Here is a 17,442-nt window from a genome sequence, read left to right as displayed (position 1 = left end):
TGATCAGGTGGCCTGACCAGTTTGCACGATAGTTGGCACACTTCCTGTCGCGCTTGTCAGCTTCCGGCAGGAAGCGGGCAATTGCCCCGTAAACGCCCGTGTAATCAGCGTTATGGCCGCTTCCTGAGCTGCCTAGAATCGCTGGTGAAATCCATCACAAGCGAAACAACGAGGCAGACATGAACTGGTTCAACAATCTGAAGATCGCCAAGAAGCTCATCCTTTCCTTTGCGGCCGTCATCATCCTGACGGTCATCCTGGGCATCTTCGCGATCCGCGAATTGAAGGCGGTGAACCAGGCCTCCACCGACATGGCCACCAACTGGCTGCCCACGATCAAGGCGGCGCAGTCGATCCAGGCTTCACTGCCGCGCATGCGCATTTCCGAATTGCAGATGATCACGGCGGCCACCCCCGCCGAGCGTGAAGATGCGCTCAAGGCCATCAAGTCGCGCCTGGATATCCTGGCCAAACAGCGTGCCACCTACGAAGCCCAGATTTCGGAAGCGGCAGAAAAGCTCGCCTACGAGAAGTTCTCCAAGAGCTTCGCCACCTATCTGGAGATCGACAAGAAGCTCGCCGAGATTTCCGGTGCCGGCAAGGAAGAGGAAGCGCGCGCGATCTTCAAGGGCGATTCCAACAAGACCTTCCGCAGCATGCTGGAAAACATGGACGAGATCATCAAGATCAACGACGCCGGCAGCATGCGTTCGGACCAGACCGCCAGCGATGTCTTCAACTCGGCGCGCGCCTGGATCATCGGCCTGCTGGCCGCCATCGTGGTGATCGCTTTCGGGCTGGCGCTGGCGGTGGCACGTGCGGTCTCGCGTCCGCTCAATGAGGCGGTGAGCGTGGCCGAGCGCGTGGCGCAGGGCGACCTGACGGTGGACATCCGTTCCGACAGCAAGGATGAAACCGGCATGCTGATGCATTCCTTGCGCGCCATGAACGACAGCCTGAACAAGATCGTCAGCGAAGTGCGCTACGGCACCGATGCCATCACCACCGCCTCGCAGGAAATTGCGACCGGCAACCTCGACCTGTCCTCGCGCACCGAAGAGCAGGCCGGTTCACTGGAAGAAACCGCCTCGGCCATGGAAGAACTGACGGCCACCGTCAAGCAGAACGCCGACAATGCCCGCCAGGCCAACCAGCTCGCTGCATCGGCCTCCGACGTGGCCAGCCAGGGCGGCGAAGTGGTGGGCCAGGTGGTGCAGACCATGGAAGGCATCACCGAAAGCTCGAACCGGATTGCCGACATCATCACGGTGATTGACGGCATCGCCTTCCAGACCAACATTCTCGCCTTGAATGCGGCCGTGGAAGCGGCGCGTGCCGGTGAGCAGGGACGCGGCTTTGCGGTGGTGGCTTCCGAAGTGCGTTCGCTGGCACAGCGTTCGGCTTCTGCCGCCAAGGAGATCAAGCAGCTCATCGACGACTCGGTGCAGAAGGTCGATGCAGGCAGCCAGCTGGTCGAACGCGCGGGTGCCACCATGAGCGAGGTGGTGGCCAGCGTCAAGCGCGTCACCGATGTGGTGGCCGAGATCAGCGCAGCCAGCAGCGAGCAGAGCACCGGCATCGAGGAAATCAATCGCGCCATCACCCAGATGGATGAGGTGACCCAGCAGAATGCGGCGCTGGTCGAAGAAGCCGCCGCCGCCGCGCAGTCCTTGCAGGATCAGGCGGGGCGCTTGTCACAGGTGGTGAGTGTGTTCAAGATCCAGCGTTGAGGCTGGTTCGGCGGGGCGTGTTTCAAGCAGGTTTTGCCCAACGTAATTCGCGGTTACGCCATCCATATATGCCATATATGCCACATATTCCATTCATTCCAATCTGGAATGAATGGAAGGATGTCTTTCATTCCGGTGGCAACGCGAAGCAATAACCCACGCCATACACCGCCTGGATGGCATTGTGTCCGGGGAAGCAGGGTTCGAGCTTGCGGCGCAGATTCTTGATGTGGGTATCGATGGCGCGATCCGTGACCGAGCGGTCATCATCGTGCAGGTGGTTGAGCAGCTGTTCCCGCGAAAACACCTGGCCCGGCGCGGCCGCGAACGTCTTGAGCAGGCGCAGTTCCAGCGGCGTCAGGTTGAGCGGCTCGCCACGTACGCTGGCTTGATGGCGGGTCTCGTCGATGACCAGCGGCGAGCTGCCCTGCGGCTGTGTGTCCGCTGGCACTGAACGCTGCACCGAGGCATTGCGCCTGAGCATGGACTTGACCCGCGCCACGATCTCGCGTGGCGAAAACGGGGTCTTGCCGATGTAGTCATCGGCCCCCAGCTCCAGTCCGCGCAGGCGATCTTCTTCCTCGGCGCGCGCCGTCAGCATCAGTATCGGCACGTCCGAGAAGGTGCGCAACTGGCGGCAGATTTCCCACCCATCCATCCCCGGCAACATGATGTCCAGCAGGATCAGGTCCGGCCGCTGTGCGCGGACTGCATCCAGCGCCGCATCTCCGCGTGCCACATGGCGCGAGGTATAGCCGGCCACCGCCAGGTATTTCTGCAGCAGTTCAGCCAGCTTCGGTTCATCCTCGACGATGAGGATGTCGGCCCGCTCGGGCGGCGCGAAGCGGAAATCGTCGGTGGATTCGTTCATGCGTGGTCTTTCTCATCTTCTGCGCGGGCCGGCAATACCACCGAGACCCGCAGCCCGCCCAGGGGTGAGGCGGTGGCACCGATGGTCCCCTGATGCGCATCGACGATGCGGCGGCAGATCGCCAGGCCCAGCCCGGCACCGCCGCTGGCGCGGTTGCGCGAGGCCTCGACCCGGAAAAAGCGCTCGAACAGGCGCGCCATGACGTCAGGAGGCACGCCCGGTTCGCTGTCATCGAAGACCAGGTGCCAGTGCTGATGCAGCAGTTGCGCATGCACCTGCAGACGGCCGCCGCTGTCGGTATAGCGCAGACTGTTTTCGAACAGGTTGTTCAACAGCTGCTGCAGGCGCGCCGCATCGGCATGCACCGGCATGGTGGCGGGCAGGCTGCAGCTCAGCGTCATGCCGCGCTGGCTGAAACGCTCGGCGTAGATCGCCGCACTGTCGCGCAGCAGCGGTGCCAGGTCGATGTCGGTGCGGCGATAGGTAAGGGCACCGGCATCGGCCAGTGACAGATCGTAGAGATCGCCGACCAGCTTGTTGAGATGTTCCACCTCGCTCTTGAGCGAGCGCAGCGTCTGCGCGTCGGGCTGCAGTACGCCATCTTCCAGGGCTTCCAATTGGCCGTTGAGGATGCCCAAGGGGGTGCGCAATTCATGCGAGACATCGGCCATGAATTCGCGCCGCAGTTTCTCGTTGCGCTCCAGCGTCATGGCCAGCTGGTTGAAGTCCTGTGCCAGCATGCCCACTTCGTCGCCCGATTCCACTTCCACCCGGATCGCATAATCGCCGCCCGCCAAGCGGTGCGTGGCGCGGGCTACACGCGTCAACGGACGGGTCAGTACACCCGAGATACGCACCACCAGGAACGCCGCCAGCATCACGGCCACCACCGCAATGATGATCTGCGCCAGGAACTGGCTTTGTTGGAACCGCAGGTCGATGGAGCCGATCACGCTCTCGAAGGGGGTCTGCGCCACCCAGCCGACGATCACGTCATCCTGCATCAGCGGGCTCAGGCGCGCATCGGGACCGACATCCGGATAGCCGATCACCAATTGGCGGCGCGCATCGAGCAGCGAGAAACGCAGGGTCGCGCCGGTCAGGTCGGAGGGGGTGAAGGTCGGGCCGGAACTACGTACCGCACCACCGTGTTCGACGATGGCCGGCCTCATCAATTCGAACCAGGCGCGCGGATTGTCGCGCAGGAATTCCCAATTGCCGTGCTCGCGATAAGCCTGTTCCAGGCGCGGCACCATGTCTTCCATGCGCTGCTGGGCTTGCTCGTTGAGATAGCCGAGGAAGTCGCGGTTGAAGATGTAATGCCCCGCGCCATTGATGGCCGCAATCACCGCCACGATCAGGGCCAGCATCGCATAGAAGAGCTTGAGGCGAATGTTGGCGCGATAGAAGAAGCGGTCGGTCAGCTCGGCGATCGAGTGGGCGATGGACATGGGATGCAGCAGGCGGTCGGTGGAATCAGGCCAGAGCTTATCAAGAACCCGGCCGTCGGTGGCGCACGAGTTGCCAATGTCATGCGCGATGTTGCAGGACGGACATGCTGTCGCGCTTGCTCATTTTTCCCTCACATTTGTTTTCCATAATCGCAGGTCCGATAGCTCATTGCGCCCGGAGCCCGCGCCCATGGCGGCTGGCGGACGGGCAGAAAGCCACCCGATCATGCACGAAAACCTCTCACTCCCGCGCCGCCCGGGGCGCAGTTCCTCCACCGCAGCCCGCCTGGTGCTGTCGCTGATGCTGGTGGCCGTCCTTGGCGCCTGCTCCAAATCCGGCGACCAGCCCAAGCCTGCGGCCCAGTCCGAAGTCGGCTATGTGGTCGTCAAGGCCCAGCGCCAGGCGCTGACCACCGAGTTGCCCGGCCGTACCACGGCCTATCTGGCGGCCGACATCCGTCCGCAGGTGGGCGGCATCATCCAGAAGCGCCTGTTCAAGGAAGGCAGCAACGTCAAGGCCGGCCAGCCGCTGTACCAGATCGATCCGGCCAGCTACCAGGCGGCCTATGACAGCGCCAAGGCTTCCCTGCTGAAGGCACAGGCCACGCTGGCCTCCTCCAAGCTGAAGGCCGACCGTTATGCCGAGCTGAACAAGATCGACGCCGTCTCCAAGCAGGACAACGACGACGCCCAGAGCACGCTGCGCCAGAACCAGGCCGACGTGGAAGTGCAGAAGGCCGCCGTGCAGACCGCAGCCATCAACCTGCAATACACGAAGATCCTGTCGCCCATCTCGGGCCGCATCGAGAAATCCAGCGTCACTCCCGGCGCGCTGGTGACGGCCAGCCAGACCACCGCACTGACCACGGTGCAACAGATCGATCCGATCTACGTCGATGTGACGCAATCCACCGTGGACCTGCTGCGCCTGCGCCGCGAACTGGCCAGCGGCCAGATCAAGAAGAGTGGCGACAATGCCGCCCAGGTCAAGATCCTGCTGGAAGACGGCTCCACCTATGAGCGCACCGGCAAGCTCGAATTCACGGGCCTGTCGGTCGATACCGGCACCGGCATGATCACGCTGCGCGCGGTGGTCCCGAATCCGGATGGCGTGCTGCTGCCCGGCGCATATGTGCGTGCGGTGCTGGAAGAAGGTGTGGATGACCATGCGCTGCTGGTGCCGCAGAAAGCCGTCAGCCGTGACCAGACCGGTGCGGCGACGGCCCTGGTGCTGGGGGCCGACGGCAAGGTCCAGCAGCGCCTGGTGACCGTGGCACGCGCCGTGGGCAACAACTGGTGGATCAGCCGTGGGTTGCAGCAAGGCGACAAGCTCATCGTCGATGGCTTGCAGAAGGTGCGTACCGGTGACACTCCGCGTGCCATCGACATCACCGACAGCCTGCAGAAGGACCTGGCGCGTGAAGCCGCCGCAGCGGCCGCCGATCCCTCGCTGGGCGGTGATGCCGACAAGGCCGACAAGGCGGGCGAGTCCGCCGCTGCCCCGGCCACCAGCGTCCAGTCGAAGTAAGCGAGGCGCACATGGCACGTTTCTTCATCGACCGGCCCATCTTCGCGTGGGTCATCGCCATCATCATCATGCTGGGCGGGATGATGTCGATCCGCTCGCTGTCGCTGGAGCAGTACCCGGACATCGCGCCGCCCAAGGTCAACATCAAGGCCACCTATACCGGTGCATCGGCCAAGACCCTGGAAGATTCGGTGACCCAGGTCATCGAACAGCAGATGAAGGGCCTGGACAACCTGCAATACATGTCGGCCAGCTCCAGTTCGGCCGGCAGCGCCACAGTGGCGCTGACCTTCACCGCCGGGACCAATCCGGACGTGGCCCAGATGCAGGTGCAGAACAAGCTGCAGCAGGTCACGGCGCGCCTGCCGCAGGCGGTGCAGAACAATGGCGTGACCGTTACCAAGGCCTCCACCGATATCCTGATGGTGCTGTCGCTGACCTCGGATGATCCGCGCATCACCAGCATCGACATCGGCGACTTCATCAGCAGCACGCTGACCGACCAGATCAGCCGCGTGGAAGGCGTGGGCGACGTGACCGCCTTTGGTACCAATTACGCGATGCGCATCTGGATCGATCCGGCCAAGCTGCAGAAGTACGCGCTCATGCCGTCCGACGTCACCAGCGCGCTCGAAGCGCAGAACACCGAAGTGTCGGCCGGCGAGATTGGCGCACTGCCCGCACAGCCGGGACAGCAGATCAACGCCACCATCACGGCGCGCAGCAAGCTGACCACGCCGGATGAATTCCGCAACATCATCGTCAAGTCTTCCGCCGATGGTTCAGTGGTGAAACTATCTGATGTGGCCCGCGTGGAGCTGGGTGGCGAGAGCTACCAGGTGGCCTCGCAGCAGAACGGAAAACCGTCTTCGGCACTGGCGATCCAGCTGGCCACCGGCGCCAATGCGCTGGCCACGGCCGATGCGGTCAAGAAGAAGATGGCCGAATTGGAGCCTTACTTCCCGGCCTCCATGAAGCTCAAGACCAACATCGCCTACGACACCACGCCCTTCGTGCGCGTGTCGCTGGAAGAAGTGGTCAAGACCCTGATCGAGGCCATCGTGCTGGTGGTGCTGATCATGTACCTGTTCCTGCAGAACATCCGCGCCACCTTCATTCCGGCCATCACGGTCCCGGTGGTGCTGCTGGGGACCTTCGGCATCCTGGCCATGTTCGGCTATTCCATCAACACCCTGACCATGTTCGGGATGGTGCTGGCCATCGGCTTGCTGGTGGACGATGCCATCGTGGTGGTGGAAAACGTCGAGCGCCTGATGAGCGAGGAGAAGCTCAGTCCCAAGGAAGCCACCCGCAAGTCGATGCAGGAAATCACCGGTGCGCTGGTCGGTATCGCCATGGTGCTGTCGGCGGTGTTCATCCCGATGGCCTTCTTTGGCGGATCGACCGGCGTGATCTATCGCCAGTTCTCCATCACCATCGTCTCGGCCATGGCCTTGTCGGTGATGGTGGCGCTGACCCTGACGCCGGCCCTGTGTGCCACGCTGCTCAAGCCGCATGCCAGCGGCCACGTGCAGCAAGGAAAATTCTTTACCTGGTTCAACCGCACCTTTGACCGCAACGCCACCCGCTACCAGGGCGGTGTCGGTGGCCTGCTCAAGCGCGGCAAGCGCGGTCTGCTGATGTATGCGCTGATCGCCGTGGCGATGGCGGTGCTGTTCATGCGCCTGCCCACGTCCTTCCTGCCGGAAGAAGACCAGGGCGTGCTGATGGCCCAGATCCAGCTGCCCACGGGCGCGACCGCCGAGCAGACCGCTACTGTCGTGAAGACCGTGCAGGAATACTTCATGAACAAGCCCGAGTCGGTTGATTCGGTGCTGGCCATCGTCGGTGCAGGCGTGGGCGGCAACAGCCAGAACGGTGCGCGTGCCTTCATCCGCTTGAAGGAGTGGGACCAGCGTACCGGTACCGGGCAGTCGGCTTCCGAGCTGGTGCGCCTGGCCAACGCGGACTTGTCCAAGATTCGCGGGGCGCGCGTGTTCCTGATGAATCCGCCTGCGGTGCGCGGCTTGGGACAGAGTTCCGGCTTCGACCTGGAATTGAAGGATGTGGGCGGCGTGGGCCACGATGCGCTGTTGAAGGCGCGGGACCAGTTCCTGCAACTGGCGCGCGGCAATGCGCTGCTGGCCAATGTGCGGACCACCGGCCTCGATGACACGCCGCAATTGCGTGTGGCCATCGATGACCGCAAGGCAGATGCATTGTCGATTGCGACCTCCGACATCAACTCGACATTGGCCACTGCCATGGGCGGCACCTACGTCAATGACTTCCTCAGCAACGGGCGCGTCAAGAAGGTCTATGTGCAGGGCGATTCCGCCTTCCGCATGCAGGCCGAAGACCTGAACCGCTGGTATGTGCGCAACTCGGCCAGCCAGATGGTGCCGTTCTCGGCTTTCATGAGCAGCAAGTGGACCTATGGACCTTCCCTGCTGGAACGCTACAACGGCGTGTCGTCCTTCGAGATCGTCGGTGAACCGGCCGCGGGCGTGAGCTCGGGCACGGCCATGGCCGAAGTGGAAAAACTGGTGGCGCAACTGCCGGCCGGCATCGGTTTCGAATGGACCGGTTCGTCCTATCAGGAGCGGCTCTCGGGCAACCAGGCACCGATGCTGTATGCGATTTCCATCCTCTTCGTGTTCCTCTGCCTGGCGGCCTTGTATGAGAGCTGGTCGGTACCCTTCGCGGTGATCCTGGCGGTGCCGCTGGGCATCGTCGGGACCGTGCTGCTGACGGGGATTTTCGGGATGTCCAACGACGTGTATTTCCAGGTGGGGCTGTTGACCACGGTGGGCCTGTCGGCCAAGAACGCGATCCTGATCGTGGAATTCGCCAAGCAATTGCACGAGTCCGGCAAGAGCCTGCGGGATGCCACGCTGGAAGCGGTGCAGTTGCGCCTGCGTCCGATCCTGATGACCTCGCTGGCCTTCATGTTCGGCGTGCTGCCGCTGGCCGTGGCCAGCGGCGCCGGCTCGGCCAGCCGCCGCGCCATCGGCACGGGCGTGCTGGGCGGCATGCTCTCGGCCACTTTGCTGGGCATCTTCTTCGTGCCCTTGTTCTACTACCTGATCGGCACCTGGCTGGATCGCCGCGCGGCGAAGAAGCCGCGCCAGGATGACGATCACGCGACACAAAAGGAGGGCGTGTGATGACCCGGCCCGCACAACAAAAATCCATTCTCCGGACCCGCACGGCCATGGTGCTGGCGCTCACGGCAGCGCTGGCGGGCTGCGCCAATCTCGCGCCCGATTACGCGCAGCCGGCCGCACCGGTGCCGGCCAGCTGGACCCAGCAGGTCGACGGCAAGCCGGTCGGCGCCAGCGCCGGCAAGGCCGCTGGCGAGATCGATGCGGACCAGCTCGGCTGGCGCGAATTCTTCCTCGATCCGCGCCTGCAGCAGGTGATTGCCGCTGCGCTGGAGAACAACCGTGACCTGCGGGTGGCGGCGTTGAACATCGAGAAGGCGCGTGCGCAATATCGCATTACCGATGCCGATCGCTATCCGGCCATCTCCGCCACCGGCACCAGTACTGCCAGCCGCACGCCGTCTGAGTTGTCCACCAGCGGCCGCGCCACGGTGTCGCGGCAGCAGAGTGTGACGGTGGGGATCAGCGCTTATGAACTCGATTTCTTTGGTCGCCTGAAGAATCTCTCGGATGCGGCGCTGGAGACCTATCAGTATCAGGTCGAGACCCGTCGCAGCACGCACATCAGCCTGGTGGCCGAAGTGGCCACGGCGTGGCTCACGCTGGCCTCCGACCGCGAGCTGTTGAAGCTGGCGCAGGACACCTATGCCAGCCAGTCGCGCACCTTCGAACTGAGCCAGCGCAGCCATGATATCGGCACCGTCTCCGGGGTCGACCTGGCCAGCCAGGAAGCCACGGTGCAAGCGGCCCGTGCCGATGTGGCCAGCTACACCAGCCAGGTTGCGCAGGACATCAATGCCCTGCGCCTGCTGGTCGGGGCCGATATCGATGCGGCGCTGCTGCCCACCGGCTTGCCGGATACCGCCAGCGTATTGCCTGCCACGCCTGCCGGCTTGCCGTCGCAAGTATTGCTGCGTCGCCCGGATGTGCTGGCGGCGGAGCATACCCTGAAGTCCGCCAATGCCGACATCGGAGCAGCGCGCGCGGCCTTCTTCCCCAGCATTTCGCTCACCGCTGATGGCGGTACGGCCAGCCGCACGCTGGGCGGCTTGTTCAAGGCCGGCAGTGGCAGCTGGAGTTTCGTGCCGTCGATCAACCTGCCCATCTTCAATGCGGGCAGTCTGCGTGCCAGCCTGGACTCGGCCAAGATCACGCGCGACATCGATGTGGCGAATTACGAGAAGGCGATCCAGACCGCCTTCCGTGAAGTGGCCGACGCACTGGCCGTGCGCGCCACGCTGGACCAGCGGCTGGACGCACAGGGCCGGGCCACGGCGGCCAGCGAGAAGGCCTTCCGCTTGTCCGAGGCACGCTACAAGAATGGCATCGACAGCTATCTCACCACGCTGGTGGCGCAGCGTACGCTGTACTCCGCACAGCAGACGCTGATCTCGCTGCGACTGACCGAGCAGAGCAATCGCATTACGCTCTACAAGGTCCTGGGCGGGGGCTGGAATGAGGACACTGCGCAGCCTGTGGCAGCTGTGCAGCGCAGTCCGTCGTGATCGAGCTGACGGCCGTCAGCGCCCGATCCGCTGCTGCGCCGGCGTGATGTCGGTCGTCAGCGGGTCATCATCATCGGCCGCCACGTCAGCATCCCTCTGGTCGGCGCTGAACTGCCCGCACCATTGTGGATGTTGATGTGAATTGCGGTATTTTTATCGTGAAATGAATGTGTGTTGGCGATTTTTGCTGCAAGTGCTTCCTGCGTGAAGCTTCATATCTGAAGCCATCACTTGCCCCTTAATCTGGTTGACAAGCCGTACACCGGCGGGAATAATCCGCCAAGTGATACGACAACGTACAAGCTCTGCCGACCCGATGAAGTCGCAGGCCTATCGGCGAGATCACCGCCTTTGAAAGCAGCACCCGATCCGACAACAACAACGATGAGCAACCATCAGGAGACAGCCCGCATGAGCGCAGACACCGACCGTGATGCGTGGCAGACCGCCCGTTTTTCCCGACTCCTGCTGACCGGCGCGGCCGGTGGCGTGGGCCGGCAATTGCGTGGCCGCCTGGCATCCTTTGCCGAGCGTGTGCGGGTGGCGGATCTGGCTGCGGCCATGGAGGCCGCGGGTCCCGCGGCGGCGCATGAAGAAGTGCTGGGCTGCGACCTGGCCGACCGCGCCGCGGTCGATGCGATGGTGGCAGGCTGCGAGGCCATCATCCACCTCGGTGGCGTGTCGGTGGAGCGTCCCTTCGAAGAGATTCTGGAAGCCAACATCAAGGGCGTCTTCCATATCTACGAGGCCGCCCGCCGCCATGGCGTCAAGCGTGTCATCTTCGCCAGCTCCAACCACGTCACCGGTTTCTATGGCCAGGATGAGCGCATCGATGCGCACGACATGAAGCGTCCCGATGGCTACTACGGCTTGTCCAAGTCCTATGGCGAAGACATGGCGCAGTTCTACTTCGACCGCTATGGGGTGGAGACGGTGAGCATCCGCATCGGATCGATCTTCCCGGAAGCGACCAACCGCCGCATGCTGGCCAGCTGGATGAGCATGGACGATTTCGAGCAACTGCTGCGCCGTGCGCTGTTCATCCCTGGCGTGGGTCACACCATCGTCTACGGCATGTCGGCCAACGCCAAGACCTGGTGGGACAACCGCCACGCCGCGCACCTGGGCTATGCGCCCAAGGACAGTTCGGAAATCTTCCGCGCCAAGGTGGAAGCGCAACCGCAGCCGGCCGCCGATGATCCGGTGGCGACCCTGCAAGGTGGTGCCTTTACGGCTGCCGGACCCTTTGATCCGTTGGCGAACTAACTTAATTTATCCACAGCGTTTTCTCGTTTCATCGCGGCATTCCGTCGTAGTTCATCGCCGCAGTTCATTGCATTTTCCGCGCGCCACGCCATTCTTCAGCGCGCGGCATGGCAGCAACGCACGCAACAGCTTGACCTGAATCGCAGCAAGGCAGCACCCGGCACACCGGGCCGCTCGCACGCAGCAGGATCGCGCCCGCGCCGCACCGATGTCCGGTTCCCTGAAACCTTGACGGACCCGGCAGCCCATGAACTTCTCTCTCGACTTCACTCCGCTGGCGCCTTACTGGCCCGTGTTCCTGCACGGTGCCTGGCTGACGCTGAAGATGACCACGCTGGCCGTCATCGTCGGCGTGGCCATCGGCATCTTCGTCGCCTTCGCCAAGAACAGTCCTAATCGCTTCGTGGCCCGCACCTGCAGCGGCTACATCGAGGTGGTACGCAATACCCCGTTCCTGGTGCAGATCTTCTTGCTCTATTTCGGCCTGGCCAGTCTCGGTATCCGCATGCCGACCTTCGCGGCAGCAGTGCTGGCGATGGTCATCAACATCGCCGCCTATGCCGCCGAGATCATTCGCGCCGGCATTGATTCGGTGCCGCGCGGACAGATCGAAGCCGCCGAATGCCTGGGCCTGTCGGTCTGGCGCATCCGCTGGCACGTGATGCTGCAGCCGGCCATCGAGCGCGTCTATCCGGCGCTGACCAGCCAGTTCCTGCTGATGATGCAGGCCTCGGCGATGGCCTCGCAGATTTCCGCCGAAGAGTTGACGGCCATCGCCAATACCGTGCAGTCCGATACCTTCCGTTCATTGGAAACCTATCTCGTGGTGGCTGCCCTGTACCTGGTGCTGGCCGTGCTGGTCAAGCTGGTGGCTTATTCCATCGGTGAAACTATTTTCAAACGCCGCCGCACCTTGCGCCGCGCGGCTGCACAGGGCAGGCGCAGTCCGGTGTCGCGCCTGCCGGCCAGCGATCCGGCAGCGATGGCACCGCTGGCCCATGTGCCTTATGTACATGCCGCTTCGCGGCCGGTGGCGGTCAACACCGCAGCCGCGCTGCGCATCGAAGGGAGCACATCATGATGGGCAACTTCAGCTGGACCTATTTCTTCTTCATGGTGCAATCGATCGGCTGGACCCTGGTCTTGTCGCTACTGGCTTTCGTGCTCGGTGGCATCGGCGGATTCCTGGTGATGCTGGCGCGGATCTCGCCACGCGCCTGGCTGCGGCGGCCTGCCATCCTCTTCATCGAATGCGTGCAGGGCATACCCTTGCTGATCCTGCTCTTCATCGTCTATTTCGGCTTGTCGGTGTATGGGCTGGTGCTGCCGGCACTGGTGGCAGCGGGGCTGGCGATGATGATCTATGCCAGCGCGTATCTGGGCGACATCTGGCGCGGTTGCGTGGAGGCCATGCCGCGCCCGCAGTGGGAAGCATCGGAGTGCCTGTCGCTGACACGCTGGCAGACGCTGCGCCTGGTCATCATCCCGCAGGCCACGCGGCTGTCGCTGCCGCCCACCATCGGCTTCCTGGTGCAGCTGATCAAGATGACCTCGCTGGCGTCGGTCATCGGTTTCGTCGAACTGACGCGGGCCGGTCAGATCATCAACAACTCCATCTTCCAGCCCTTCCTGGTGTTCCTGCTGGTGGGGTCCTTCTACTTCCTGCTCTGCTATCCCTTATCGCGCTGGAGCGCATCCATGGAGAGAAAGCTCAATGTCAGCCATCGCTAAACCCGAATCCGCACCGCATCTGCGCGCCGTGGGGGCGTCCCAGGAGCCGCAGCCGGTCATCGTCCGGCTGGACCAGGTCTACAAGAGTTTCGGTGACAACCAGGTCCTGAAAGGCGTGTCCTTTGAAGTCGCGCGCGGCGAGATGATCGCCATCATCGGCGCCTCCGGTTCCGGCAAGTCCACCGCGCTGCGCTGTATCGACCGGCTGGAGACCATCGACTCCGGCAGCATCGAAGTGGCCGGCATCCGCGTCGATGATCCGCAGGTCGACCTGCACAGGCTGCGGCGCGAGGTGGGCATCGTGTTCCAGAGCTACAACCTGTTCCCGCATCTCAACGTGCTGGAAAACGTCATGCTGGCGCTGCGCCACGTCAAGCAGCAGGACAAGGCCGAGGCGCGCCGCGTGGCCCTGGCCGCGCTGGCGCAAGTCGGGCTCGACGAGAAGGCCAATGCCTATCCCGAACAGCTCTCGGGCGGTCAGCAGCAGCGCGTGGCCATTGCGCGCTCGCTGGCGATGTCGCCCAAGGTGATGCTGTTCGATGAAGTGACCTCGGCACTGGACCCGCAACTGACCGGCGAAGTGCTGCGCGTGATGGAAGACCTGGCCGCCAATGGCATGACCATGCTGCTGGTGACGCACGAGATGAACTTTGCCAAGCGCGTGGCCGACCGCATCATCTACATGCACCAGGGCCGGGTCTGGGAAGTCGGTCCCGGCGACATGCTGGACCACCCGCACACCCCCGAACTGCAAGCCTTCCTGGCTGCCGACCTGTAGCGCAAACGCTGTTGCCTGACCTGACCATTCATAAAATAACGGAGACACAAAATGAAACTAAGCCCATTACGCCACCTTGCACGCCCGGCCATTGCGGCCCTGATCCTGGGCCTCGCTACCCATGCCGCGCACGCCGACCAGCTCGACGATATCAGGAAGGCCGGCAAGATCCGCATCGCCACCACGTCCAGCACGCCGCTGTTCGGCTACAGCGACGACAAGCTGCAGCCGGCCGGCTCCGACGTCGACGCCGCGCGCCTGCTGGCGCAGGACCTGGGCGTACAGCTCGACCTGATCCAAGTGGCCAATGCCGCGCGGGTGCCGACCCTGCAATCCAATCGCGCCGATATCGTGGTGGGCTCGCTGTCGATCACGCCGGAGCGCCTGAAGGTCATCGATTTTTCCACGCCCTATGCGGTCATCAGCCTCATCATCGGCGCGCCCAAAAGCATGGCGATCAAGGATTATGCCGACCTCAACGGCAAGCGCATCGGCGTCACCCGCGCCACGCCCAACGATACGCTGACCACGCAGAACGCCAAGGGCGCGGAGATCATGCGCTACGAGGATGATGCCACCCTCATCACCTCGATGGTCACGGGCCAGGTGGAAGTGTTCTCCAGCACGCCTTCCAACCTGCAGGAGATGCAGAAGAAGGCGCCGGGCAAGAATCTGGAAATGAAATTTGAACAGAAGGCCTTTGACCTGGGCATCGCCATCAACAAGAACCAGCCGCGCCTCAAGGAATGGATCGACAACTGGGTCAAGACCAACCAGAAGAATGGCAAGCTCAATGCCATCTACAAGAAACATCACGGCCGCGATCTGCCGGCTGCCGTGCAGAATCCCGCATAAGCCGTATCTGTTCCAGCCACGCCGGGTGCAGCATGGCCCGGCGTTGTTGCGTCATGCGCAGCGTTCAGCGGCCTTCGAAAATGCGCTGGCGCGCATGCCCGATGTGGGCACGCATGGCCGCCTCGGCGTCTTGCGCCGAGCCTTGGGCGATGGCATCGATGATGGCCTGATGTTCGTCGTCGATGACCTGGATGCGCTCGCTCTCCTGCGGTGAACCCAGGTTCTGCGCCAGTTCCATGCACTGGCGGATCGGGCCCAGCGCATGTTCGATGGTGGAGATGAAGAAGGGATTGCGGGTGGCCCGGGCGATGGCCATGTGCAGCGCCAGGTCTTCCTCCACGCCGGTCTGGCCTTGCAGCTGCGCGCGCCGCAGTGCTTGCAGGCAATGGCGCATCAGGGCGATGTCCTCTTCCTCGCGGGCCGTGGCCGCAATGCCTGCCGCACCCACTTCCACACACGCGCGAAACGCGTAATAGCGCTCCACGTCAGGAATGCTGGCAATCTGCGCCGGCGCGCTGCTTTGCAGGACCGGCAGCCGCTGCACATAGTTGCCCGAGCCCCGGCGCGAGACCACGATGCCTTCCGAACGCAGGCGCGAGAGCGCTTCCCGTACCGTCGTGCGGGAAGCCTCGTAGCGCTGCGCCAGTTCCACTTCGGTGGGCAGCTTGCGGTTCTCGCCCAGTTCCCCGCGCAGGATGGACGCGATGATCTGCTTGCAGATGTGTTCGGACCGGCTGAGTTGGCCGCGATGTGAAGAATCGGGGGAGGGCGGGTGGAATGCTGACATGTACGATGACTGCTGCCGGGAAGTTCGTCTGCGGTCACTATGAAGGGTTCTGCGCCGGGGCGCAAGCCTGGGCTGCCCGGCGCGCGGGAAGATTCACCTCATCCCCCTGAAATCGGCCTGCAAAGCCGTTTCCATGAAGGAATCTGCATTTAATTCGGTTGACTTCCGGAGCCGCGATCATTAGAGTTGTCCACCTGCATGAAGAATTAGTCCGACTAATCGCAGCTCAACTTATACGACATCGTATAAATCAAATGATAAAAAAGATAAGAAAACTTCATCTGGAGACAGGCATGCATTCCCGATCTGCCTGAGCCCAGGCGGCCCTGTGCCGCCGGGGGATGACGGCTGTGCGCCATCCACCGCGAGAGCGGGCGCACAACCAGACCCTGGGGCGACGGGCCGCGCATTGCCTGCCCTTTGAAGAACTATCCATTTTGGAGACGCCATGAAGTACGTAAGAGGAATCCGCTGGTACATGGTGACGCTGGTCACCTTGGCCCTGATCGTCAATTACCTGGCCCGCAACACGCTGTCGGTGGCCGCCCCGACCATGATGAAAGAGCTGGACATGAGTACCCAGCAGTACTCCTACATCGTGGTGGCGTGGCAGATCTGCTATGCGGTCATGCAGCCGGTGGCCGGCTACGTTCTCGACGCGGTGGGCACCAAGATCGGCTTCGGCATCTTCGCCCTGGCCTGGTCGCTGGTGTGCGCGGCGGCTGCACTGGCGACCGGCTGGCAGAGCCTGGCCTTCTTCCGCGCGCTGCTGGGCATGACCGAAGCGGCCGGTATTCCCGGTGGCGTGAAGGCCTCCACCGAGTGGTTCCCGGCCAAGGAACGGTCGGTAGCCATCGGCTGGTTCAACATCGGTTCCTCGATTGGCGCGCTGTGCGCACCGCCCCTGGTGGTGTGGACCATCCTGCATGGCGGCTGGAAGATGTCCTTCGTGGTGGTGGGCGTGCTGGGCGTGTTGTGGTTCTTCCTGTGGATGCTGTTCTACAAGAGCCCGCGTGACCAGAAGCTGCTCTCGCCGGAAGAGCGTGACTACATCCTCGACGGCCAGGAAAAGACGCCTGAAAAAGTCGTGCGTGAAAGCTGGACCAAGATCGTGCGCAGCCAGAACTTCTGGTCGATCGCCATTCCGCGCTTCCTGTCGGAACCGGCGTGGCAGACCTTCAATGCCTGGATCCCGCTGTACATGGCCACCGAGCGCCACATGAACATCAAGGAAATCGCCATGTTCGCCTGGCTGCCTTTCCTGGCGGCGGACATCGGTTGCGTGCTGGGCGGCTACCTGAGCCCGTTCTTCCACAAGCATTTGAATGTGTCGCTGTTCACTTCGCGCAAGCTGGTGATGCTGGTGGGCAGTCTGGCCATGATCGGGCCGGCTTGCGTGGGCTTCGTCGATAGTCCGTATGTGGCCATTGCCTTGCTCTCCATTGGCGGCTTTGCGCACCAGACGCTGTCGGGCGCGTTGTATTCGATCACTTCCGATGTGTTCACCAAGAATCAGGTGGCCACTGCCACCGGCCTGACCGGCATGAGCGGCTACCTGGGGGCGACGCTGTTCACGCTGCTCTTCGGCATCCTCGTCACGCAGATTGGCTATGGCCCCTTGTTCGTGTTGCTGGCCGCGTTCGACCTGGTGGCCGTGGCGGTGGTGTTTGCGATTGCCCGTCCGCGTCCGGAGGCGATTGCCTGATTGTCGTCATTCGCAAGAGTGCATGAGGGGGCGGCGTCTTGGGACGCCGCCCTTTTTTCATTGGGGATCAC

Annotated in this window: 13 protein-coding genes; 10 read left to right on the top strand and 3 right to left on the bottom strand. The window is 63.1% G+C overall.

What is annotated here, in order from left to right:
* Positions 1-179: 179 nt before the first annotated feature.
* On the top strand, positions 180-1,730 hold the full coding sequence (locus ACWFUC_RS03775) for a methyl-accepting chemotaxis protein (protein WP_489624151.1): 1,551 nt from the start codon (positions 180-182) through the stop codon (positions 1,728-1,730).
* Positions 1,731-1,857: 127 nt separating this feature from the next.
* On the opposite strand, the gene ACWFUC_RS03770 is transcribed toward ACWFUC_RS03775, so the two are convergent.
* Positions 1,858-2,601 (bottom strand): response regulator, encoded by a 744-nt coding sequence (locus tag ACWFUC_RS03770; RefSeq protein ID WP_489624150.1) that lies wholly within the window; start codon positions 2,599-2,601, stop codon positions 1,858-1,860.
* A complete protein-coding gene (locus ACWFUC_RS03765; protein WP_489624149.1) occupies positions 2,598-4,052 on the bottom strand; it encodes an ATP-binding protein in 1,455 nt (484 codons plus the stop codon). The genes ACWFUC_RS03770 and ACWFUC_RS03765 overlap by 4 nt, the downstream gene beginning before the upstream one ends.
* Before the next feature lie 226 nt (positions 4,053-4,278).
* On the opposite strand from ACWFUC_RS03765, the gene ACWFUC_RS03760 reads away from it, so the two are divergent.
* The 8 genes from ACWFUC_RS03760 to ACWFUC_RS03725 all read left to right on the top strand — a co-directional run bounded on the left by ACWFUC_RS03760 (position 4,279) and on the right by ACWFUC_RS03725 (position 14,879).
* On the top strand, positions 4,279-5,580 hold the full coding sequence (locus tag ACWFUC_RS03760; protein ID WP_489624148.1) for an efflux RND transporter periplasmic adaptor subunit: 1,302 nt from the start codon (positions 4,279-4,281) through the stop codon (positions 5,578-5,580).
* 11 nt (positions 5,581-5,591) lie between these two features.
* Entirely contained in the window at positions 5,592-8,747 is a 3,156-nt protein-coding gene (locus tag ACWFUC_RS03755) for an efflux RND transporter permease subunit (protein ID WP_489624147.1), read from the top strand.
* On the top strand, positions 8,747-10,249 hold the full coding sequence (locus tag ACWFUC_RS03750; RefSeq protein WP_489624146.1) for an efflux transporter outer membrane subunit: 1,503 nt from the start codon (positions 8,747-8,749) through the stop codon (positions 10,247-10,249). The genes ACWFUC_RS03755 and ACWFUC_RS03750 overlap by 1 nt, the downstream gene beginning before the upstream one ends.
* Before the next feature lie 411 nt (positions 10,250-10,660).
* Positions 10,661-11,515 (top strand): NAD-dependent epimerase/dehydratase family protein, encoded by an 855-nt coding sequence (locus ACWFUC_RS03745; protein WP_121041165.1) that lies wholly within the window; start codon positions 10,661-10,663, stop codon positions 11,513-11,515.
* A 247-nt stretch (positions 11,516-11,762) separates the two neighbouring features.
* Complete coding sequence (locus ACWFUC_RS03740) at positions 11,763-12,596, top strand: amino acid ABC transporter permease (RefSeq protein WP_489624145.1); 834 nt, start codon at positions 11,763-11,765, stop codon at positions 12,594-12,596.
* Positions 12,593-13,246 (top strand): amino acid ABC transporter permease, encoded by a 654-nt coding sequence (locus tag ACWFUC_RS03735; protein ID WP_121041161.1) that lies wholly within the window; start codon positions 12,593-12,595, stop codon positions 13,244-13,246. The genes ACWFUC_RS03740 and ACWFUC_RS03735 overlap by 4 nt, the downstream gene beginning before the upstream one ends.
* The gene (locus ACWFUC_RS03730; protein ID WP_489624144.1) at positions 13,230-14,024 is read left to right on the top strand and encodes an amino acid ABC transporter ATP-binding protein; all 795 of its coding nucleotides are present in this window, start codon (positions 13,230-13,232) and stop codon (positions 14,022-14,024) included. The genes ACWFUC_RS03735 and ACWFUC_RS03730 overlap by 17 nt, the downstream gene beginning before the upstream one ends.
* A gap of 51 nt (positions 14,025-14,075) precedes the next feature.
* Complete coding sequence (locus tag ACWFUC_RS03725; RefSeq protein ID WP_489624143.1) at positions 14,076-14,879, top strand: transporter substrate-binding domain-containing protein; 804 nt, start codon at positions 14,076-14,078, stop codon at positions 14,877-14,879.
* 64 nt (positions 14,880-14,943) lie between these two features.
* On the opposite strand, the gene ACWFUC_RS03720 is transcribed toward ACWFUC_RS03725, so the two are convergent.
* Entirely contained in the window at positions 14,944-15,666 is a 723-nt protein-coding gene (locus tag ACWFUC_RS03720) for a FadR/GntR family transcriptional regulator (RefSeq protein WP_209534022.1), read from the bottom strand.
* Positions 15,667-16,114: 448 nt separating this feature from the next.
* Here ACWFUC_RS03720 and ACWFUC_RS03715 point away from each other — a divergent pair, with 448 nt between their 5' ends.
* Positions 16,115-17,371 carry an MFS transporter gene (locus ACWFUC_RS03715; RefSeq protein WP_034331750.1) on the top strand — a complete coding sequence of 419 codons (1,257 nt, stop codon included), beginning with the start codon at positions 16,115-16,117 and terminating at the stop codon, positions 17,369-17,371.
* The last annotated feature ends 71 nt before the right edge of the window (positions 17,372-17,442 follow it).

Source organism: Herbaspirillum sp. Her4, assembly GCF_057961335.1.
The sequence above is the reverse complement of the archived record's forward strand: the minus strand, read 5'-3'. Positions and strand labels throughout refer to the sequence as shown.

Bases quoted from the DNA above. Each gene is read 5' to 3' on its own strand.
- ACWFUC_RS03775 (WP_489624151.1), top strand. From the start codon at position 180: ATGAACTGGTTCAACAATCTGAAGATCGCCAAGAAGCTCATCCTTTCC.
- ACWFUC_RS03770 (WP_489624150.1), bottom strand. From the start codon at position 2,601: ATGAACGAATCCACCGACGATTTCCGCTTCGCGCCGCCCGAGCGGGCC.
- ACWFUC_RS03765 (WP_489624149.1), bottom strand. From the start codon at position 4,052: ATGTCCATCGCCCACTCGATCGCCGAGCTGACCGACCGCTTCTTCTAT.
- ACWFUC_RS03760 (WP_489624148.1), top strand. From the start codon at position 4,279: ATGCACGAAAACCTCTCACTCCCGCGCCGCCCGGGGCGCAGTTCCTCC.
- ACWFUC_RS03755 (WP_489624147.1), top strand. From the start codon at position 5,592: ATGGCACGTTTCTTCATCGACCGGCCCATCTTCGCGTGGGTCATCGCC.
- ACWFUC_RS03750 (WP_489624146.1), top strand. From the start codon at position 8,747: ATGACCCGGCCCGCACAACAAAAATCCATTCTCCGGACCCGCACGGCC.
- ACWFUC_RS03745 (WP_121041165.1), top strand. From the start codon at position 10,661: ATGAGCGCAGACACCGACCGTGATGCGTGGCAGACCGCCCGTTTTTCC.
- ACWFUC_RS03740 (WP_489624145.1), top strand. From the start codon at position 11,763: ATGAACTTCTCTCTCGACTTCACTCCGCTGGCGCCTTACTGGCCCGTG.
- ACWFUC_RS03735 (WP_121041161.1), top strand. From the start codon at position 12,593: ATGATGGGCAACTTCAGCTGGACCTATTTCTTCTTCATGGTGCAATCG.
- ACWFUC_RS03730 (WP_489624144.1), top strand. From the start codon at position 13,230: ATGTCAGCCATCGCTAAACCCGAATCCGCACCGCATCTGCGCGCCGTG.
- ACWFUC_RS03725 (WP_489624143.1), top strand. From the start codon at position 14,076: ATGAAACTAAGCCCATTACGCCACCTTGCACGCCCGGCCATTGCGGCC.
- ACWFUC_RS03720 (WP_209534022.1), bottom strand. From the start codon at position 15,666: ATGTCAGCATTCCACCCGCCCTCCCCCGATTCTTCACATCGCGGCCAA.
- ACWFUC_RS03715 (WP_034331750.1), top strand. From the start codon at position 16,115: ATGAAGTACGTAAGAGGAATCCGCTGGTACATGGTGACGCTGGTCACC.